We start from the raw sequence: 20962 nt of genomic DNA, 5'->3' as shown, positions 1-20962 counted from the left end.
CGGCTTGCTGGCGATGGCGGTTTTTCAGGCGACAACGATGTCGGCTATGAGATCGCAATCGCCAGCAAGCCGGCTACTGCAAGGGGGCTGCATTGGTCGTCATTGCGGTTCAAGGCGATAGGCGCCGCCTGCTAAAGGTCAGAGCTGCGGCGGCTGCTCGGTCGGCTTGGTCTTGTCCACGCCCGGCACATGCAGGTTGCTGTCCGCCACCTGGCTGCCTTCCAGCTGCGGCTGGGTTACCCAGGTCAGGATGTCGTAGTAACGACGGATGTTGGCGACGAAATGCACCGGTTCGCCGCCCCGCGCATAACCGTAGCGGGTCTTGCTGTACCACTGCTTCTGCGCCAGGCGCGGCAGCATCTTCTTCACATCCAGCCACTTGTTCGGGTTCAGGCCTTCCTTCTCGGCCAGCTTGCGCGCGTCGTCCAGATGGCCGCTGCCGACGTTGTACGCCGCCAGGGCAAACCAGGTGCGGTCCGGCTCTTCGATCTGCTCGTCCAGCTGATCCTTCATATACGCCAGGTACTTGGCCCCGCCGCTGATGCTTTGTCGCGCATCCAGGCGATTGGACACGCCCATGGCCTGGGCCGTGCTCTGGGTCAGCATCATCAGGCCGCGCACGCCGGTCTTGGACGTGACCCCCGGCTGCCACAGCGACTCCTGATAACCGATGGCCGCCAGCAACCGCCAGTCGACTTTCTCTTCCTTGGCCGATGCGCGGAAATGTTTCTCGTACTTGGGCAGGCGCTGTTGCAGGTGCTGGGCAAAGGTATAGGCGCCGACGTAACCCAGTACATCGACATGCCCGTAATAACGATCTTTCAGACGTTGCAGGGTGCCGTTCTTCTGCACCTTGTCGAGGTAGGCGTTGATCTCGTTGAGCAGGCTGTTGTCTTCCCCCGGGGCCACCGCCCAGCGTTGGCTGCGGGCATCGCCGAGGTCGAACGCGACCCGCACGTTGGGGAAATAAACCTGGTTCATCGCCACTTCGTTGGAGTCCACCAGGGTCAGGTCGATCTGACCCTCATCGACCATGCGCAGCAGGTCGACCACCTCAACCGCGTCGGACTCTTCGTATTCGATCGCAGGATTCTGCTTTTTCAGCTCGGCGAGTTGTTCGGCATGGCTGCTGCCCTTGAGCACCGTGATGCGCTTGCCCACCAGATCCGCGGGTGTAGTGGGGCGGGACTGGCCATTGCGATAGACGATCTGCGGGGTGACTTCCAGGTACGGATGGGAAAAACGCGCCTGCAGCTTGCGCTCGTCGCTGCTCACCAGGCCGGCCGCCGCCAGCACCGGGCCGTTGGGTTTGCCCAGCTGATTGAACAGGTCGTCGAGGTTGTCCGCGGTTTCGATCTCGAGCTTGACCCCCAGGTCATCGGCAAAGCGCTTGACCAGTTCGTACTCGAAGCCGGTTTCGCCGTTGCGGTCCTGGAAATAGGTGGCCGGACTGTTGCGGGTAATCACCCGCAGTACGCCGTCCTCCTTTACGCGCTCGAGTGTGCTGGGTTTATCAACACAGGCACCGAGCATCAGGAAGATTCCGGTTGCGATGAGCCACCTGGCACAGCGCGGGCGGAAAGCAGTAGGGAAGAACATCTGCGCAGTATACGCAAAGGACCCCGGCCGCCATATCTCGACAGAATCACGCCGGTCTGCTAGCGATCCCTGGGAATGGCTGGAGGCTGTAGGAATAGGCTTTTGAGTGCGTATGAACTTTATAAAATAGCAGTGATGAATAATGGTAATTATCTGTAGGAATGGGTAATTAGACCTTGAGAGGCATCTGCTGTGAGGCAAGCGTGCCGTTTCGGGTGCCGTCGCGGGCGGTTTAGGCTAGAATGCACGGCCTCAAAGCACACCCCTTCCCGAGGCTGTCCCGAAGATGTTGATCCTGCGCGGCGCTCCTGCCCTTTCCGCCTTTCGCCACAGCAAACTGCTTGAACAACTGAGCCAAAAAGTTCCGGCTGTCAGTGGTTTGTATGCCGAGTTCGCCCATTTCGCCGAAGTGACTGGCGTGCTGACTGGCGACGAACAGCAAGTGCTGGCCCGCCTGCTGAAATACGGCCCGAGCGTGCCGGTCCAGGAGCCGACCGGTCGTCTGTTTCTGGTGTTGCCGCGTTTCGGCACCATTTCGCCCTGGTCGAGCAAGGCCAGCGACATTGCCCGTAACTGCGGCCTGGGGAACGTCCAGCGCCTGGAGCGCGGTATCGCGTTCTACGTGGCTGGCCAGTTCAGCGAGGCCGAAGCCGAACTGATCGCCGCCACCCTGCATGACCGCATGACCCAGATCGTGCTGGGCAAGCTGGAAGAGGCCGCCGGTCTGTTCAGCCACGCCGAGCCCAAGCCGCTGACGGCCATCGATCTGCTGGGCGGCGGTCGCGCCGCGCTGGAGAAAGCCAACGTCGAGCTGGGCCTGGCCCTGGCGGAAGACGAGATCGACTACCTGGTCGACGCGTTCAACGGCCTCAAGCGCAACCCCCACGACATCGAACTGATGATGTTCGCCCAGGCGAACTCCGAGCACTGCCGTCACAAGATCTTCAACGCCAGTTGGGACATCGACGGCCAGAGCCAGGAAAAAAGCCTGTTCGGCATGATCAAGAACACCTACCAGATGCACAGCGAAGGCGTTCTGTCGGCTTACAAGGACAACGCCTCGGTGATCGTCGGTAACGTTGCCGGACGTTTCTTCCCTGACCCTGAAACCCGCCAGTACGGCGCGGTGCAGGAGCCGGTGCACATCCTGATGAAGGTCGAGACCCACAACCACCCGACCGCGATTGCCCCTTTCCCGGGCGCAGCCACCGGTTCCGGCGGCGAGATCCGCGACGAGGGTGCTACCGGTCGTGGCGCCAAGCCGAAAGCCGGCCTCACCGGTTTCACTGTCTCCAACCTGCAGATCCCGGGCTTCGAACAGCCGTGGGAAGTGCCGTACGGCAAGCCTGAGCGCATCGTCACCGCGCTGGACATCATGATCGAAGGCCCACTGGGTGGCGCCGCGTTCAACAACGAATTCGGTCGTCCGGCCCTGACCGGCTACTTCCGGACTTTCGAGCAATCCATCACCACTCCACGTGGCGACGAAGTGCGCGGTTACCACAAGCCGATCATGCTGGCTGGCGGTATGGGCAACATCCGCGCCGAGCACGTACAGAAAGGTGAAATCGTCGTCGGCTCCAAGCTGATCGTGCTCGGCGGCCCGGCCATGCTGATCGGCCTGGGTGGCGGCGCTGCCTCTTCCATGGCCACCGGCACCAGTTCGGCGGACCTGGATTTCGCTTCGGTACAGCGCGAAAACCCGGAAATGGAACGCCGTTGCCAGGAGGTCATCGACCGTTGCTGGCAGCTGGGCGACAAGAACCCCATCAGCTTTATCCACGACGTGGGTGCCGGCGGTCTGTCCAACGCCTTCCCGGAACTGGTCAACGACGGCGATCGCGGTGGGCGTTTCGAACTGCGCAACATTCCCAATGACGAGCCGGGCATGGCCCCGCACGAAATCTGGTCCAACGAATCCCAGGAACGTTATGTCCTGGCGGTCGGCGCAGCGGACTTCGAACGCTTCAAGGCGATCTGCGAGCGTGAGCGTTGCCCGTTCGCCGTGGTCGGCGAGGCCACTGCCGAGCCACAACTGACGGTCACCGACAGCCACTTCGGCAACAGCCCGGTGGACATGCCCCTGGAAGTGCTGCTGGGCAAGGCCCCGCGCATGCACCGTTCGGCGGTACGTGAAAGCGAACTGGGCGACGATTTCGATCCGAGCACCCTGGCCCTGGCCGAGTGCGTCGAGCGCGTCCTGCATCACCCGGCCGTGGCGAGCAAGAGCTTCCTGATCACCATCGGCGACCGCACCATTACCGGCCTGGTCTCCCGCGACCAGATGGTCGGCCCGTGGCAGGTCCCGGTGGCTGACGTCGCCGTGACCGCCACCAGCTTCGACGTCTACACCGGTGAAGCCATGGCCATGGGTGAGCGCACGCCGCTGGCCCTGCTGAACGCACCGGCTTCCGGGCGCATGGCGATCGGCGAAACCCTGACCAACATCGCCGCTTCGCGGATCGGCAAACTGTCCGATATCAAGCTGTCGGCCAACTGGATGTCCGCTGCCGGCCATCCGGGTGAAGACGCCCGTCTGTACGACACCGTCAAAGCGGTCGGCATGGAACTGTGCCCTGAACTGGGCCTGACCATTCCGGTGGGCAAGGACTCCATGTCCATGGCCACTCGCTGGAACGATGAGGGTACCGACAAGAGCGTGACCTCGCCGCTGTCGCTGATCGTGACCGGTTTCGCCCCGGTCACCGATATCCGCCAGACCCTGACCCCGCAACTGCGCATGGACAAGGGCACCACCGATCTGATCCTGATCGACCTTGGTCGTGGCCAGAACCGCATGGGTGCTTCGATCCTTGCCCAGGTCTACGGCAAGCTCGGCAAGGTGGCTCCGGACGTCGACGACGCCGAAGACCTGAAGGCCTTCTTCGCGGTGATCCAGGGCCTCAACGCCGACGGTCACCTGCTGGCCTACCACGACCGTTCCGACGGCGGCCTGCTGACCTCCGTGCTGGAAATGGCCTTTGCCGGTCATTGCGGCCTGCACCTGAACCTCGACGGTGTGGCGGAAACCTCCGCCGACCTCGCCGCCATCCTGTTCAACGAAGAACTCGGTGCGGTGATCCAGGTTCGCCAGGATTCCACCCCGGACGTGCTGGCGCAATTCAGCGCCGCCGGCCTGGGCGACTGTGTGTCGGTGATCGGCCAGCCGTTGAACAACGGCGAAGTCAGCATCACCTTCGACGGCGAGACGGTCTTCACCGGCGAGCGTCGTCTGTTGCAGCGCCAGTGGGCGGAAACCAGCTACCGCATCCAGCGCCTGCGCGACAACGCCGAATGCGCCGACCAGGAATTCGATGTCCTGCTCGACGAGGGCAACCCGGGCCTGAGCTACAAGACCAGCTTCGATGTGAACCAGGACATCGCCGCGCCGTACATCAAGAAAGGCATTCGCCCACAGGTTGCCGTGCTGCGTGAGCAGGGCGTCAACGGCCAGGTGGAAATGGCTGCGGCGTTCGACCGTGCCGGCTTCAATGCCATCGACGTGCACATGAGCGATATCCTCGCCGGTCGCGTCGACCTGAACGAGTTCAAGGGCCTGGTCGCCTGCGGCGGCTTCTCCTACGGTGACGTACTGGGGGCCGGCGAAGGCTGGGCCAAGTCGGCGCTGTTCAACGCCCGTGCCCGTGATGCCTTCCAGGGCTTCTTCGAGCGCACCGACAGCTTCACCCTGGGTGTGTGCAACGGTTGCCAGATGATGTCCAACCTGCACGAGCTGATTCCGGGCAGCGAATTCTGGCCGCACTTCGTCCGTAACCGCTCCGAGCAGTTCGAAGCGCGGGTGGCGATGGTGCAGGTCCAGGAATCGAACTCGATCTTCCTGCAGGGCATGGCCGGTTCGCGCATGCCGATCGCCATCGCCCACGGCGAAGGTCATGCCGAGTTCGAGAGCGAGGAAGCCCTGCTGCAAGCCGACCTGTCGGGTTGCGTGGCCATGCGTTTCGTCGACAACCACGGCAAGGTCACCCAGACCTACCCGGCCAACCCGAACGGCTCGCCGCGGGGGATCACCGGGCTGACCAGCCGCGATGGTCGCGTCACCATCATGATGCCGCACCCTGAGCGGGTATTCCGTGCCGTGCAGAACTCCTGGCGCTCGGAAGACTGGAACGAAGACGCTCCATGGATGCGTATGTTCCGCAACGCCCGCGTCTGGGTGAACTAAGCGCCCATGTACAAGCTCAGCTTTTTCGTGCCGCCGAGCCATGTGGAACAGGTCAAGAGCGCCGTATTCGCCGCCGGAGGCGGGCGGATCGGTGCTTATGACCAGTGCGCGTGGCAGGTGCTGGGCCAAGGCCAGTTTCGCCCGTTGGACGGCAGCCAGCCGTTTCTCGGGCAGACCGGTGTGGTCGAGCAGGTGGAGGAGTGGAAGGTTGAGCTGGTGGTGGCGGACGCCCTGATCGAGGCGGTGGTGCTGGCGCTGAAACAGAGCCATCCCTACGAAACACCGGCTTATGAAGTCTGGCGTTTGGCGGATTTCTGACCGGTCGTCTGCCTACGGGCCGCTTTGCCGCTTTCACAAAACCCGCCACCTCGGCGGGTTTTGCTTGTCTGGGCATCGCTCGGAAAACCCACCTAGTTTTGCGCTGGGGGCATCTTTCTCTCGCCAACGCACTCGACCGGCAGGCTCACCCCTTTTTCGAACCGGCACGCCGACGTCAGGAGCTCGGCCTTGATACCGCCGATGAACGCCACGGCGCCTTCACGCCCGCCGGTGTTAGGTCCCGAAAGGTCCACCGCCACGCTATTGGGTTTGACTTCATAGACCCAGCCGCCGTTCTGCGCATCCGCGACCGCCCAGTTCCTGGCCGCGGTATAGTCACGAAACGCCACGACGATCGAGTTGGTGAAGACCGGCGATTCCGGGTTGCTGCCCAATCTCAAATTCGGTGCCTGCGAGTTCCAGGCCCGCAACCCATGGGCCAGCGCATCCGCGCCTTGCACGGGATTGATGACCGCGGAGCCGACCGCCCAGAGGGTTTGATTGCTCGTTACCCAGGCCAGACCTTCTGGAGGTGTCAGCTGGCTCCAGTCGATGGACATCGCCGCGACCTCCAGTCGGCTCTCCTGGCCGGTCGGTTCGCGGTAGGCCGTATTCGTGACGCAATCAGCGGCATCGTTCTTCTTGCACGCCTGCTTGATAAAGCGCCCTTTGACTCCGCCCGGGAAGCTGATCTCCTCCTCGCTGACAATAGGTCCCCCGGATTTCTCCTGGTCGATTCCGTGGGGGGCCTTGAACTCGAACACCCATTCCTTGGCGAAGCTCTGGGCGATCTGCTGACTGCGTGTGGTGCTGCTATAGACCGACTTTCCCGCCCCCGCCCCGTGGCGGAACCAGTCGTACATCCACTCGTTCTCGGGGAAGCCCACGGCTTTGGGCAGGAGCCCGACCTGGAAGGCTTCAAGCCCCTGATCCGTGGTGTCGCCCCGATAGAGCGTGTCCATGTCGGTCCGCCAGTGCAAGGAGGGCAGGGTGTCGCGGATCGGTACGCTGGTATCCGCCGCGACCTGGAGCCAGGCTTGATACCAGGGCTCCTCGTCGCCCTGGGGCGCTCCTGCCGCCCATGGGCCACTGCCCGGCTGCCACGCGCCCGCCAACACCACCACCGCGACAGTCGTCGCCCGTATGAAACCGCCATTTCTTGTCATGATTTTATGCCTCATCCAGAACGGTCAAGCCATGCCGAATCACATACTCATGACTACACATTCTTCGACGTGACACCTTTCACCACTTGCGCGGATTGAGGCTTCGCGGAGCGGAGCCTCAATCCGCTGAGTGAGTTCTGAGTGTAGATTATCGCTGGCGCGACAGCCCATGTGGCCGGCGGCTAGAGTGGCACTGCACAGGTTTCCCTGCGGTTCAATAGTGCCCTCAGCGCTTCGCTGATGCCGCTGGCCCGACTCCCCACCAATACATGCCAGGCCCCGCCTTCCATCTGGCTGACACCTTGGCAGCCGAGGACTTTCAGATCCGCCTCCGATAGCCGCCGAACATCCTCGAGCTGTACCCGTAGCCGCGTCTGGGCCACGCATTCCAATGCCAGCACATTGTCTTTCCCGCCCAGTGCGTCCAGCCATTGCTGAAGCTGCTGCACGCTGATCGCGATCGATTCGGCCGGCACCGGCGCACTCACCGCGACGTCGATCGAATCGGTCAGGGACAACGCCAAACGGATTTCATCGGCGATACTGTCCGCCAATGGCCCGACCACCACTTGCAGGCTGCCGCCATGACCCGGCCGCACCACCGCCATCGCTCCAAGGCTTTTCAGCTCGGCGTCCATGGCTTTGTCCCGGTCCAGCAACTCGACCCGCAGACGCGTGGTGCAGGCGCCGACCGTCAGCAGGTTGGCCGCCCCGCCCAGGGCCTGGATATAAGCCGCTGCCCGCTGGTTTTCGCTGAGTATCCGGGTGGCGGTCGCACTGGCGATGTTCTCGCGCCCTGGGGTCTTCAGGTCGAAGCGACGGATGCAGAAATCGAAGACGAAGTAGTACAGCAGGGCATAGGCCAACCCCACCGGGAACACCAGCCAGCCGTTGGTCGATTTGCCCCAGCCCAGGGCCATGTCGATGGCGCCGCCGGAGAAGGTAAAGCCCAGGTGGATATTCAGCGCGTTGGTCACGGCCATCGACAGACCCGTCAGCAAGGCGTGCAGCACATACAACATCGGCGCAAGGAACATGAAGGCGAATTCGATCGGCTCGGTCACCCCGGTGAGGAACGAGGTCAGGGCCATCGACAGCAGCAGCCCGCCCATCAGCTTGCGCCGTTCCGGCAGGGCATTGCGGTACATCGCCAGGCAAGCCGCCGGCAGGCCGAAGACCATCACCGGGAACATCCCGGTCATGAACTGCCCGGCCTTCGGGTCACCGGCGAAGTAACGCGCCAGGTCGCCGGTCACCGCCAGTCCGGTCTCGGGCGAGGTGTAGCTGCCGAACACGAACCACATCATATTGTTGAGGATGTGGTGCAAGCCGGTGACGATCAGCAGCCGGTTGAAGACGCCGAAGACGAAGGCGCCGAGGCTGCCGCTCTCGACCATCAGCAGGCCGAGGCTGTTGATGGCGCTCTGGATCGGCGGCCAGATAAAGCCGAACACCACCCCCAGGGCCACCGCCGAGAATCCGGTGACAATCGGCACGAAGCGCCGCCCGCCGAAGAACGCCAGGTACTCCGGCAGCTTGATGTCCTTGAAACGGTTGTACAGCGCACCGCCCAGCAAGCCGCTGATGATCCCGGCGAGCATGCCCATGTTGATGCTCGCATCGAGCACCTTGAGGGTGGCGATCAGCACCAGGTAACCGATGGCCCCGGCCAGCCCGGCGGTGCCGTTGTTGTCGCGGGCGAAACCGACGGCGATGCCGATGGCGAAGATCAGCGCGAGGTTGGCGAAGATGGTGTTGCCGGCATCGTGGATGATCGCGATGTTCAGCAGGTCGGTATCGCCCAGGCGCAGCAGCAGGCCGGCAATCGGCAGGATGGCGATGGGGAGCATCAACGCCCGTCCCAGGCGTTGCAGACCTTCGATGAAGAACTGGTACATGACGTGTCTCCTTCTTGTTGTTGTGTGCAGGCCCTGGATCAATCAGCCCAGGGGCCAGTGTTGGCGACAGGCTTCACGGACTTTCGCGGCGCTGCCCAGTTGCAGCAGCGACGGGACGATCCGCCGACATTCGGCGGCATCCAGGTCGCGGACCCGCGCCTTGATTTCGCCAATTTGCGGGGTGCTCACGGACAGCTCGGTGACCCCCAGGCCGATCAGCATCGGGGTCGCCAGCGGATCGGAGGCCAGTGCGCCGCAGACCCCGACCCAACGTTGATGCACGGCGGCACCGGCGCAGGTCTGGGCCATCAGCCGCAGCAGGGCCGGGTGCAGGGCATCGACCCGGGCGGCGAGGCCGGCGTGGTCGCGGTCCATGGCCAGGGTGTATTGCGACAGGTCGTTGGTGCCGATGGAGAGGAAGTCCGCGTGCTCGGCCAGTTGTTCGGCCAGCAGGGCGGCGGAAGGTACTTCGATCATCACCCCCAGTTCCGGGCGCAGGTTGAGCCCCATCTCGGTGGCCAGCTCATCCAGGCGTCGCCGCACCTGCAGCAGTTCGTCGACTTCGCTGATCATCGGCAGCAGGATCCGGCAGCGTTGCAGTGGGCTGACCTGGAGCAGGGCGCGCAGTTGCTGGTCGAGCAGTTCCGGCTGGGCCTGGCTCAGGCGGATGCCCCGCAGGCCCAGCACCGGATTGGTTTCCATCGGCAGCGGCAGGTAGTCGAGTTGCTTGTCGCCACCGACATCGATGGTGCGGATGATCACCGGTCGGTAGCCCATGGCGTCCATCACGCCCTGGTAGGCACTGCGTTGTTCCTCCTGATCCGGCGCGCTGCGGCGGTCGACGAAGAGGAACTCGGTGCGCAACAGGCCGACGCCATCGGCACCCTGCTGGTGGGCCTCGCCGGCTTCGGCGGCCGAGGCGACATTGGCTGCGACCTCGATGCGCAGGCCATCGCGGGTGTCGGCCGGCAACTGGGCCTGGGATTGTTGTTGCTGGCGGCGCAGTTGCTGCTGCCCGTGGGCCAGGGCGACACCTTCGCGGCGGGCTGCATCGGGGCTCAGTTCGAGGCGGCCCTGGTCGGCGTCGAGGACCACCACCTGGCCGGGCTCGATATCCAGCAGCCCGCTTCCTAGCGCGACCAGGCAGGGCAGGCCCTTGCTCCGGGCGAGGATCGCCACGTGGGAGGTCGCGCCGCCGGCGGCCATGCACAGCCCGGCGACCTGTTGCTGGCTGAGCAGCAGCAGGTCCGAGGGGGTCAGTTCCTGCGCGGCGACGATGGCGCCGGGAGGCAGGTTATAGTCTGCGGCTTCGCCCAGCAGGACTCGCAGCACCTGTTGCCTGAGGTCACGCAGGTCGTTGGTACGCTCGGCCAGCAGTGGGTTGCCGAGATTGAGCAGGACCTGGCATTGCGCTTCGATCGACTGGTCCCAGGCGTGACTGGCGGCCTGACCGGCTTCGATGGCGTGGCTGGCGGCATCCAGTAGCGCTGGGTCTTCGAGCAGGGCGAGGTGGGCATTGAAGATCGCTTCTTCTTCGACGGCTTTACGCTGGCGGGCCTGCAACAGCGTACCGTGGATATCCGAGCGGACCTTTTCCAGCGCGGCGTCCAGCGCTTGCAGTTGCTCATCGGCGCGGTGCTGGCCGGCGTCCGGCGCCAGGGTGATGGCGGCCAGGCGTACCAGCGGGCCACTGACCAGGCCGGGCGAGGCGCACACGCCCAGGAGAACGCCGTCTTCGCTCGGTTGCTGCGGGGTCGTGTTGAGCGGCGGTGGCGCCGAATGGCCCGCATCTTTCAAAGGCGTACGCAGCACATTCAGCAGGGCCAGCAGTGCGGCTTCGCGGTCCGGGCCCTGGCAACTGATCTGCACTTCCTGCTGTTCGCCGACGCTGAGGCCCATGATGCCGATCAGGCTGTCGAGGGCGGCGGATTTATCGCCCAGATGCAGGCGCGCGCTGCAATGGAAGCCCTGCGCGGTCTGGCGCAGCAAGGCTGCCGGGCGTGCATGCAGGCCGCCGTGATGGGCGACCCGGGCGCTGCCGCGGACTTCGTCGGTGTCCGTCATCGGGGTGGAGGCATGCTGCTCGGCGTTCTGGCGCGGCACGATCCGTAGCAAGGGTTCACCGACCTTGACCTGGCCCTGGGCCACGGGCAGCAGGTCGTAGTGTTCGCCGTTGGTCAGGACCACCAGGCTCACCAGGCTTTTGCACTGCCGGGCCACCCGGTCCAGGTCGACCCGCAGCAAGGCCTGGCCGTCCTGCACCCGGGCGCCGGCCTCGACCAGCAGGGTAAAACCCTCGCCTTGCAGCTCGACCGTGTCCAGGCCCAGGTGCAGCAGCAGTTCGGCGCCGTTGTCGGCGCGCAGGGTCAGGGCGTGCCGCGTTCGGGCGATATGAATGATCTCGCCGGCACAAGGCGCATGCAGGCAATCGTTGAGCGGGTCGATGGCCAGCCCCGGGCCCATGGCACCGCTGGCGAATACCGCATCGTCGACCTCGGCAAGCGGGAACACGGGCCCGCTCAACGGTGCGCTGAGGGTGATGTTGTTCTTGTTATGCATGGCGCTGTACTCGTCAGTGGGTACGGGTGACTTTGCTCAGGTGGCGCGGTTGGTCGGGGTCCATGCCACGGGCCACGGCCAGGTGGGCGGCCATCACGTAGAAACTCTGGATTGCGAGGATCGGATCGAGGGCCGGGTGTTCGGCGCAACACAGGTCCAGGTCGCGTTCGGCCACGTCCGGTGGCGCTGCCAGCAACACCCGGGCACCGCGCTGGCGCATCTCGGCGGCGAGCTTGAGCAGCCCGGCTTGTTCCGCGCCGCGTGGGGCGAAGACCAGCAACGGGTAGCCGGCGTCGATCAGGGCCATGGGGCCGTGGCGGACTTCCGCGCTGCTGAAGGCTTCGGCCTGGATCGCCGAGGTTTCCTTGAATTTCAGTGCCGCTTCCTGGGCGATGGCGAAACCGGCGCCACGACCGATCACCATCAGCCGTTCGCAGTCGCGCAGGGTCTCGATGGCCTTGCTCCAGTCGCGGGTCGCGGCCTGGCGCAGGCCTTGCGGCAGGGCTTCTCCGGCGGCGAGCAAGGCCGGGTCCTGGTGCCAGTGGCCGAGCAGCCGCGCACTGGCGCTGAGGGTGGCGATAAAGCTTTTGGTCGCTGCCACGCTTTGTTCCGGCCCGGCCAGCAGCGGGATCGCATATTCACAGGCGGCCTCCAGTGGCGAGTCCGCGGCGTTGACCAGGGCCACCGTCAGCGCGCCGCGTTCACGCAGCAGGCACAGGCTGTCCACCAGATCAGGGCTCTGGCCGGACTGGGAAAAGGCCAGCACCGCCTGGCCGCTGACTTGCAGCGGCGAGTGTTGCAGGGTCACCACCGACATTGGCAGGGAAGCCACCGGGACCCCGGTCTGCTGCATGGCGATATAGGCGAAGTAGCTCGCGGCGTGGTCGGAGCTGCCACGGGCGACGGTCATCACCACCTGCGGCGGTTGCTCGCGCAGCCGCGCGCCGAGGGCCATCAGCCGTGTATCGAGCTGTTGCAACTGGCGGCTGACCGCCTCGTGGGCCGACAGCGCCTCTTCAAGCATTCTGGAAGTCATTGGACTTCTCCTTCGACCATGATCGAGGTCAGTGTCAGTGAACGGTCCAGGCGCACGCAGTCGGCCCAACTGCCGGTTTGCAGGCGTCCGCGCTCGGGCAGGCCGAGGTAGTCGGCGGGGAATTGCGAGAGGCGTTGCGAGGCTTCGGCCAGGGGCAGGCCGATCTTCACCAGGTTGCGCAGGGCCTGGTCCATGGTCAGGGTGCTGCCGGCCAGGGTGCCGTCCGCCAGGCGTACGCCGCCCAGGCATTTGGTCACGGTGTGGCTGCCCAGCTTGTACTCGCCGTCGGGCATGCCGGCCGCCGCCGTGGAATCGGTGACGCAATACAGGCAGGGAATCGAGCGCAGGGCCACGCGCATGGCGCCGGGGTGCACATGCAGCAGGTCGGGGATCAGTTCGGCATAACGGGCGTGGGCCAGGGCGGCGCCGACGATACCGGGCTCGCGGTGATGCAGCGGGCTCATGGCGTTATACAGGTGGGTGAAGCTGGTGACGCCGGCTTCGAGGGCGGCGACACCTTCTTCGTAGCTGCCCAGGGTATGGCCGATCTGCATGCGGATGCCCCGTGCGCTGAGGTCACGGATCAACGCGGCATGGCCGGCGATTTCCGGGGCGATGGTGATCACCCGGATCGGCGCCAGGCGCAGGTAGTCCTCGACTTCGGCGCTGATCGCGGTGTGGGCGAAGTTCGGTTGCGCGCCGAGTTTGCCGGGGTTGATGAACGGGCCTTCCAGGTGCACGCCGAGGACCCGGGCGGTGCCGGGCTGGCGCTGTTCGCAATAGGCCCCGAGTTGGCCGAGGATCTCGCTGATTTCCTCGGGCGGCGCGGTCATGGTGGTGGCCAGCAGCGAGGTGGTGCCGAAGCGCAGGTGGGTGCGGGCGATGGTCTCGAAGGCGTCGCCACCCTGCATGATGTCCTTGCCGCCGCCGCCGTGGACGTGCAGGTCGATAAAACCGGGCAGCAGGTACGGCAGGTCGTTTTCACTCGGATCGCAGGGTGTGCCCTCGATCTGCGTGACCTTGCCGTGCTGGTGCAGCAAGCGGCCGCGAATCCAGCCTTGCGGGGTGAGAATGTTGTCTTCGGACATGGCAGGCTCTCTGAACAGGCTAACGCCGCAGTTCGGCGACGAAGTCGTAGTAGTCGTTACGGCAGTAGGTGTCGGTCAGCTCGATGGGGGTGTTGTCCTCGAGGTAGCCGACACGGGTCATCAGCAGCATCGCGGTGCCGGGCTCGATGCCCACCAGCGCGGCGAATTCGGCCGAGGCGTTGATCGCGCGAATGTGTTGCAGGGCCCGTACCACCGGACGGCCGATGCTGTCGAGGAAGGCGTAGAGCGAATCGCCGACGGCCTCGGGATCGGGCAGCAGGGCGGCGGGCAGGGTGCTCATCTCGATGGCCATGACGGTGTCGTCGGCGGTGCGCAGGCGCTTGAGCCGGGTCACCTGGTCCCGTGGCGACAACGCCAGGCGGATCAGTTCCTCATGGCTCGGCAAGGCGATCTCGCGTTCCAGCCAGCGCGAGCCGGGGACAAAACCCTTGGCCCGCAGGCGTTCGCTGAAACTCGACAGGCGGGAGAGGGGTTGTTCCAGGCGTGGGGTGATAAAGGTTCCGGAGCCCTGGCTGCGACGGATCAGGCCTTGTTCCAGGAGGACTTCCAGGGCCTTGCGCGCGGTGACGCGGGAAATACTCAACAGCTCGCTCAGGTTGCGCTCCGAGGGCAATGCCTGTTCGGCTTTCCACTGGCCGGCATGAATCGCCGCTTCCAGGTTGCGCGCCAGTTGCAGGTAGAGCGGTGTCGGCTGGGACTCGTCGGGTCGCAGGGCGAGGATGTCGTTCATGTAGGATTTTTCCTGTGCGTTTGTTAGAAATTTTGCACTCGGACAGTGGTGATTAAAGTAATACCACTTGAATACCATGTCAATGCCAGTGGTTTCCTTCGAGTGCAATAAAAACGCCCGTCATGGGGAGCATGACGGGCGTTGGATGAGTCAGTGGTATCAGGGTGGTTCGGCTCAGGGGCGGATTTCTACCATGGTGCCGTCCTTGACCAGGTTCCAGACCTCGCGCATATCGACGTTGCGCATGGCCACGCAGCCGTCGGTCCAGTCCAGGGTGTGGAACAGCTGTTCCGGGTAGTCCTCGGAATCCGGGGTGCCGTGGATCATGATCATGCCGCCGGGGTCCACGTTTTCACGGCGGGCGCGGGCCGAGTCGCTGATATTGGGGTAGGACAGGTGCATCGACAGATTGTATTTGTCGCTGGTCTTGCGCCAGTCCACCCAATAGAAGCCTTCGGGCGTGCGGCGGTCGCCGGCGATGAGTTTCTGGCCCTTGGGGTTTCGGCCCAGGGAAATGCGATAGGTCTTCAGTGGCTTGCCGTCACTGATCAGTTGCAACTGATGGGCGGACTTGAGAACCAGGATCTTCTCGATGATTTTGCCGTTCAGCGGGTCGGCGGCGGAGGCCTGGGACAGAGCGGCGAACGACAGGCAGAAGACAACGAACAACCAGCGCATTAAAACGGTATCCCTGAAGGTGAAACGTTTCTGATTATTGGGCAGTGCCGCGTGGCGCCATGGGCGGCACGGCTTCGCTGCGAACCGGGTACTGCTCGGTCGGGCGGTCGGCGTAGAAGCATTCCAGGGTCCGTCCCACGGTGCGGAACGCCAGTTCGGACCAGGGGATCTCGTGTTCTTCGAACAGGCGGACTTCCAGGCTTTCTTCGCCGGCGGCAAATTCCAGGTCCACCAGTTCGGCACGGTAGAACACATGCACCTGGTTGATATGCGGTACGTCGATCAGTGTATAGATGCTCAGGTTACGCACCTGCGCGCAAGCCTCTTCCAGGGTTTCCCGGCGAGCGGCCTGTTCCACGGTCTCGCCGTTTTCCATAAAGCCCGCGGGCAAGGTCCAGTAACCCCGGCGCGGCTCGATGGCACGGCGGCAGAGCAGGACCTGGGTGCCCCAGACCGGCAGGCAGCCGGCGACGATATTGGGGTTCTGGTAATGAATGGTGTCGCAGTGGTCGCAGACAAAACGCAGGCGCGTGTCGCCCTCGGGTATGCGTTGACTCACCGGTTTGCCGCATTGGCTACAGAACTTCATGCTGGATTCTCTTGGCAATGCGCCTATCTTCGCGTGGGCGGCGGTCTGTCGGCAAGTTGTGCTTTCGCGACATGGCAACGTCCGGGGCTTGGGCAGGCCACTTCTTTTGGTGCATGATGCCGGGTAAGCCGCAAATCGAGATCAGCCATGCTGGATGAGTTACTTCGACGGGTCAGCAGCCATACGCCCCGCCCCCTGGAAACGGACCGTCGTTTTCCCGAGGCGGCGGTACTGGTGCCTATTACCCGTAGTGACGAACCTGAGCTGGTGCTGACCCTGCGCGCCAGCGGCCTGTCGACCCACGGTGGCGAGGTGGCCTTTCCCGGCGGGCGCCGTGATCCGGAGGATCCGGACCTGGTCTTCACCGCCCTGCGCGAAGCCGAAGAAGAAATCGGCCTGCCGCCGGGGCTGGTGGAAATCATCGGGCCCCTCAGTCCATTGATCTCCCTGCATGGCATCAAGGTCACGCCTTACGTCGGGGTAGTACCGGACTTTGTCGACTATCGGGCCAACGACGCCGAGATCGCCGCGGTGTTCAATGTGCCCCTGGAGTTTTTCCGCCAGGACCCGCGCGAGCATACCCATCGCATCGACTACCAGGGGCGCAGCTGGTACGTGCCCAGCTACCGCTTTGGCGAGTACAAGATCTGGGGGCTGACGGCGATCATGATCGTCGAACTGGTCAACCTGTTGTATGACGCCCAGATCAGCCTGCACAATCCCCCTGAACGCTTTATCAACATCTAGAACCGCCGTTCAGGTGGTCGTGAGCCTTGAGGACAACCCTATGAAATACCGTCTGGGCGATGCCCGGGTCGAGACGCATCCGCAGAGCTGGGTGGCGCCCAATGCGACCCTGGTCGGCAAGGTCCGGCTGGAGGAGGGCGCCAGTGTCTGGTTCAACGCGGTGTTGCGTGGCGACAACGAACTGATCCTGATCGGCCGTAACAGCAACGTCCAGGATGGCACGGTGATGCACACCGACATGGGCTATCCGCTGACCATCGGCACCGGGGTGACCATTGGCCACAACGCCATGCTCCATGGCTGCACGGTGGACGACTACAGCCTGATCGGGATCAACGCGGTGATCCTCAACGGCGCGAAGATCGGCAAGCACTGCATCATCGGCGCCAATGCCCTGATCGGCGAGAACAAGGAAATCCCCGACGGTTCGCTGGTGATGGGCTCGCCGGGCAAGGTGGTCCGCGAGTTGACCGAGGCGCAGAAGAAAATGCTCGAAGCTAGCGCGGCCCACTATGTGCACAACGCCCAGCGTTATGCCCGCGACCTGGCGGTTGACGAAGCATGAGCACGCCCGAACGTCCGCTGCCTTCGCCTTGCGTGAGCATCTGCGCGCTGGATGAACAGGACATCTGCATCGGTTGCCAGCGCACGGTCGAGGAGATCACCCGCTGGAGCCGCATGGACAACAACGAGCGCCGCGAGGTGCTCGGGCGCTGTCATGAGCGGGCCAAGGCCGGTGGGTTGTTGTGGATGCCGACAAAGTCTTGAGCTTGGCCCTGTGCGGTTGCTGACGTACCCTATACGGCTACATAGACAAGGTAGTCTGCAACCCATGCTCTTTCTTATCGCCTACATCGCCAGCGTCGTGCTGATCAACTTCGCCTTCTCCGCCGCGCCGCACCTGGACATCATCTGGTCGGCCTGGGGCGGGTTGGTGTTTATCCTGCGCGACATGGTCCAGACCCGTTTCGGCCACGGTGCGATTGTCGCGATGATCGCGGCGCTGCTGCTGTCCTACTTCACCTCCGAGCCGGCCATCGCCCTGGCCAGTGCCACCGCCTTCGCCATCTCCGAATGCATCGACTGGCTGGTCTTCAGCATCACCAAGCGCCCGCTGCACGATCGCCTGTGGATAAGTTCGGCACTGAGCATCCCGCTGGACACCTTTATCTTCTTCGGCCTGATCGGCGCGCTGACCCCGGGGGTGATCCTCACCGCCCTGGGCTCGAAGTTCGCCGGCGTGACCTGCGTCTGGCTGGCCATGGCCTGGCGGATGCGCAAGGCGGCGCTTTCCAGCTGAAGCCACGCCACTTCGGTTCATGTCCCGTCCAGTTCATGTAAAATGCCGGCCTTTCTTCCCGACAGGTGCCTGATTGTCCAGGCGCTGTCGTTGATCTGCTTCCTTGAGGACCTGAAATGACCCGTATCGGAACTCCACTGTCGTCGACCGCGACTCGCGTATTGCTCTGTGGCTGTGGTGAGCTGGGCAAGGAAGTGGTGATCGAGCTGCAACGCCTGGGCGTCGAAGTGATTGCCGTTGACCGTTACGCCGATGCGCCGGCCATGCAGGTGGCCCATCGCAGCCACGTGATCAATATGCTCGACGGCGCGGCCCTGCGGGCGGTGATCGAGGCCGAGAAGCCGCATTTCATCGTCCCGGAAATCGAAGCCATCGCCACCGCCACCCTGGTGGAACTGGAAGCCGAAGGCTTCACCGTGGTGCCGACCGCCCGTGCCGCGCAACTGACCATGAACCGTGAAGGCATCCGTCGCCTGGCCGCCGAAGAGTTGCAGCTGCCGACCTCGCCGTACCACTTCGCCGACACCTTCGAGGCCTACAGCCAGGCCGTTACCGACCTGGGCTTCCCGTGTGTGGTCAAGCCGGTGATGAGTTCTTCGGGCAAGGGCCAGAGCCTGCTGCGCAGCGTCGACGATGTGCAGAAGGCCTGGGACTACGCCCAGGAAGGCGGACGTGCCGGTAAGGGCCGGGTGATCGTCGAGGGTTTTATCGACTTCGACTACGAAATCACCCTGCTGACCGTTCGTCATGTGGGCGGCACCACCTTTTGCGCGCCGGTCGGCCACCGTCAGGAGAAAGGTGACTACCAGGAATCCTGGCAGCCCCAGGCCATGAGCCCGTTGGCTTTGGCCGAGTCGGAGCGGGTCGCCAAGGCGGTGACAGAGGCCCTGGGCGGGCGCGGCATGTTTGGCGTCGAGTTGTTTATCAAGGGCGACCAGGTGTGGTTCAGCGAAGTCTCGCCGCGCCCTCATGACACCGGCATGGTGACCATGATTTCCCAGGACCTGTCGCAGTTTGCGCTGCATGCCCGGGCGATTCTCGGCTTGCCGATCCCGTTGATCCGTCAGTTCGGTCCGTCGGCGTCGGCGGTGATCCTGGTGGAAGGGCAGTCGACCCAGACTGCGTTCGCCAACCTCGGTATGGCGTTGAGCGAGCCGGATACCGCCTTGCGTCTGTTCGGCAAGCCGGAAGTCAACGGCCAGCGCCGCATGGGCGTGGCCCTGGCGCGGGACGAGTCGATCGAAGCCGCGCGGGCCAAGGCGACCCGTGCTGCTCAGGCGGTTGTGGTCGAGCTGTAACCCCTGTTGTGCTGATCATTCCCACGCCCTGCGTGGGAATGATCGATGGTCTGTCAGCCCACCTTGTTCAAATCGTTGTAGCGCGTCTCCTTCAAGCAGAAAATCGCAATCAGGCTCAACGCCGCCGCCCCTGATACATACCCGCCGACCCAACTCAAGCCGCCCATCGCCACCAGCTTCTGGGCAAAGAACGGTGCGGCCGAAGCCCCGACGATGCCGCCCAGGTTATACGCCGCCGATGCGCCGGTATAACGCACGTGGGTCGGAAACAGCTCCGGCAGCAACGCCCCCATCGGCGCGAAAGTGATCCCCATCAGAAACAGCTCAAGGCACAGGAACAGCGCGACGCCCGTGGTCGAGCCGTGGCCCAGCAACGGCTCCATGGTAAAGCCGGACAGCAGTGCCAGCACCCCGCCAAGAATCAGCACCGGCTTGCGCCCGAAGCGGTCGCTGGCCCAGGCCGCCAGTGGCGTGGCCGCGGCCATGAACAACACGGCAAAACACAGCAGCCCGAGGAAGGTCTCGCGACTGTAGCCAAGGTTGGCCACGCCATAGCTCAGGGAAAACACCGCCGAGATATAGAACAGCGCGTAACACACCACCATGGCCAGTGAGCCGAGCAGCACCGGTGCCCAATAGCGGCTGAAGAGCTCGACCAGCGGCATTTTCACCCGTTCCTGGCGGGCCACGGCATTGGCGAAGATCGGCGTTTCCTCGAGCTTGAGGCGCACATACAGGCCGACCATCACCAGCGCGGCGCTGAGCAGGAACGGAATGCGCCAGCCCCAGGAGCGGAATTGTTCGTCGCTCAGGGTCATGGCCAGGATCAGGAACAAGCCGTTGGCGGCGAGAAAGCCGATCGAAGGGCCCAGTTGCGGAAACATGCCGAACCAGGCGCGCTTGCCTTCGGGGGCGTTTTCGGTTGCCAGCAGCGCGGCCCCGCCCCATTCCCCGCCAAGCCCCAGGCCCTGGCCGAAGCGCAACAGGCACAAGAGGATCGGTGCCCAGGCACCAATGGTCGCGTAGCCGGGCAGTACGCCGATCAGCGTGGTGCACACGCCCATCAGCAGCAACGAAGCGACCAGCGTCGATTTACGCCCGATGCGGTCACCAAAGTGACCGAACAGGATCGAGCCCAGCGGGCGGGCAAGGAAGGCGATGCCGAAGGTCAGGAAGGCCGAGAGCATCTGCGCGGTGCTGTCGGTCTGGGGAAAAAACACCGGGCCGATCACCAGGGCGGCGGCGGTGGCATAGACGTAGAAGTCGTAGAACTCGATGGCCGTGCCGATAAAGCTGGCGGTCGCCACCCGGGCGGTCGAGTTCAGCGGTTTGCTCGGCGTGGCAGTGTCAAAGGTGCTGCTGGAAGTCATTGCGGGCGTCCCTGAAAGTCTTGCGCGTGCGAATTATTAGTATTGAACGCCCAGGGATAAGGGCTGGTCCCGCGCGGCTCAAGGTTCGAGCCAACGTCGGATTGTCACAACGTGTGGGGCCGGAGGGCGCGGGTTGCGGGTAAGCAGGCGGTCCGGCTGGGCTGGGTAAGCCGGTCCGATTATAGGAAGGCGCTGACGGATCAAACAAGAGCGAAGGCCTTGCAGTCCGTGTGGCAGGCCTGAGGTCGGCGAGACTTGGCGTTGAAACACCACACTGTAGGAGCCGGCTTGCTGGCGATGGCGTCCGTCGAAACGATGCAAGGCTTCCTGGCCTCATCGCCAGCAAGCCGGCTCCTACAAGGGAGGCGGTGTTTTCGAATCG

Annotated in this window: 17 protein-coding genes; 7 read left to right on the top strand and 10 right to left on the bottom strand. The window is 64.1% G+C overall.

The window, feature by feature from the left end; genetic code table 11:
- Positions 1–138: 138 nt before the first annotated feature.
- The gene (gene mltF / locus CWE01_RS32855; RefSeq protein WP_100944719.1) at positions 139–1599 is read right to left on the bottom strand and encodes a membrane-bound lytic murein transglycosylase MltF; all 1461 of its coding nucleotides are present in this window, start codon (positions 1597–1599) and stop codon (positions 139–141) included.
- A 286-nt stretch (positions 1600–1885) separates the two neighbouring features.
- Between mltF and purL the strand changes: the two genes are divergently transcribed.
- Positions 1886–5782 carry a phosphoribosylformylglycinamidine synthase gene (gene purL, locus CWE01_RS32850; RefSeq protein ID WP_100944718.1) on the top strand — a complete coding sequence of 1299 codons (3897 nt, stop codon included), beginning with the start codon at positions 1886–1888 and terminating at the stop codon, positions 5780–5782.
- A gap of 6 nt (positions 5783–5788) precedes the next feature.
- On the top strand, positions 5789–6100 hold the full coding sequence (locus tag CWE01_RS32845; protein WP_100944717.1) for a YqfO family protein: 312 nt from the start codon (positions 5789–5791) through the stop codon (positions 6098–6100).
- A 92-nt stretch (positions 6101–6192) separates the two neighbouring features.
- Here the strand turns inward: CWE01_RS32845 and CWE01_RS32840 are convergent, their stop codons facing one another.
- The 8 genes from CWE01_RS32840 to CWE01_RS32805 all read right to left on the bottom strand — a co-directional run bounded on the left by CWE01_RS32840 (position 6193) and on the right by CWE01_RS32805 (position 15865).
- Positions 6193–7266, bottom strand: a complete 1074-nt coding sequence (locus CWE01_RS32840) for a hypothetical protein (RefSeq protein WP_157815318.1) — start codon at positions 7264–7266, stop codon at positions 6193–6195.
- 182 nt (positions 7267–7448) lie between these two features.
- Positions 7449–9164, bottom strand: a complete 1716-nt coding sequence (nagE, locus tag CWE01_RS32835; RefSeq protein WP_100944715.1) for an N-acetylglucosamine-specific PTS transporter subunit IIBC — start codon at positions 9162–9164, stop codon at positions 7449–7451.
- 42 nt (positions 9165–9206) lie between these two features.
- Positions 9207–11723 carry a phosphoenolpyruvate--protein phosphotransferase gene (gene ptsP, locus CWE01_RS32830; RefSeq protein WP_100944714.1) on the bottom strand — a complete coding sequence of 839 codons (2517 nt, stop codon included), beginning with the start codon at positions 11721–11723 and terminating at the stop codon, positions 9207–9209.
- Between the two features lie 13 nt (positions 11724–11736).
- Entirely contained in the window at positions 11737–12759 is a 1023-nt protein-coding gene (locus tag CWE01_RS32825) for an SIS domain-containing protein (protein ID WP_100944713.1), read from the bottom strand.
- Positions 12756–13847 carry an N-acetylglucosamine-6-phosphate deacetylase gene (nagA, locus tag CWE01_RS32820; protein WP_100944712.1) on the bottom strand — a complete coding sequence of 364 codons (1092 nt, stop codon included), beginning with the start codon at positions 13845–13847 and terminating at the stop codon, positions 12756–12758. Before nagA ends, CWE01_RS32825 begins: the two co-directional genes overlap by 4 nt.
- A 19-nt stretch (positions 13848–13866) precedes the next feature.
- Entirely contained in the window at positions 13867–14598 is a 732-nt protein-coding gene (locus CWE01_RS32815) for a GntR family transcriptional regulator (protein ID WP_100944711.1), read from the bottom strand.
- Positions 14599–14772: 174 nt separating this feature from the next.
- Entirely contained in the window at positions 14773–15276 is a 504-nt protein-coding gene (locus CWE01_RS32810; RefSeq protein WP_100944710.1) for a murein L,D-transpeptidase family protein, read from the bottom strand.
- A 34-nt stretch (positions 15277–15310) separates the two neighbouring features.
- Positions 15311–15865 carry an NUDIX hydrolase gene (locus CWE01_RS32805; RefSeq protein WP_100944709.1) on the bottom strand — a complete coding sequence of 185 codons (555 nt, stop codon included), beginning with the start codon at positions 15863–15865 and terminating at the stop codon, positions 15311–15313.
- 147 nt (positions 15866–16012) lie between these two features.
- Here CWE01_RS32805 and CWE01_RS32800 point away from each other — a divergent pair, with 147 nt between their 5' ends.
- From CWE01_RS32800 to purT, 5 genes are all read left to right on the top strand, one after another.
- Positions 16013–16612: a CoA pyrophosphatase gene (locus CWE01_RS32800; RefSeq protein WP_100944708.1), complete on the top strand. Its 600-nt coding sequence runs from the start codon at positions 16013–16015 to the stop codon at positions 16610–16612.
- 40 nt (positions 16613–16652) lie between these two features.
- On the top strand, positions 16653–17177 hold the full coding sequence (locus tag CWE01_RS32795) for a gamma carbonic anhydrase family protein (RefSeq protein ID WP_100944707.1): 525 nt from the start codon (positions 16653–16655) through the stop codon (positions 17175–17177).
- On the top strand, positions 17174–17380 hold the full coding sequence (locus tag CWE01_RS32790) for a DUF1289 domain-containing protein (protein ID WP_100944706.1): 207 nt from the start codon (positions 17174–17176) through the stop codon (positions 17378–17380). The genes CWE01_RS32795 and CWE01_RS32790 overlap by 4 nt, the downstream gene beginning before the upstream one ends.
- A 64-nt stretch (positions 17381–17444) precedes the next feature.
- Positions 17445–17912, top strand: coding sequence for a VUT family protein (locus CWE01_RS32785; RefSeq protein WP_100944705.1), 468 nt, complete (start codon positions 17445–17447; stop codon positions 17910–17912).
- 116 nt (positions 17913–18028) lie between these two features.
- Entirely contained in the window at positions 18029–19210 is a 1182-nt protein-coding gene (purT, locus tag CWE01_RS32780; RefSeq protein ID WP_100944704.1) for a formate-dependent phosphoribosylglycinamide formyltransferase, read from the top strand.
- 53 nt (positions 19211–19263) lie between these two features.
- Here purT and CWE01_RS32775 read toward each other — a convergent pair whose 3' ends face one another.
- Positions 19264–20580 (bottom strand): MFS transporter, encoded by a 1317-nt coding sequence (locus tag CWE01_RS32775; protein WP_100944703.1) that lies wholly within the window; start codon positions 20578–20580, stop codon positions 19264–19266.
- Between the last annotated feature and the right edge of the window lie 382 nt (positions 20581–20962).

The sequence above is a fragment of the Pseudomonas sp. QS1027 genome, from assembly GCF_002814235.1.
Lineage (GTDB): Bacteria > Pseudomonadota > Gammaproteobacteria > Pseudomonadales > Pseudomonadaceae > Aquipseudomonas.
Note: the sequence above shows the minus strand (reverse complement) of the source record. Positions and strands in the feature narration are given on the sequence as shown.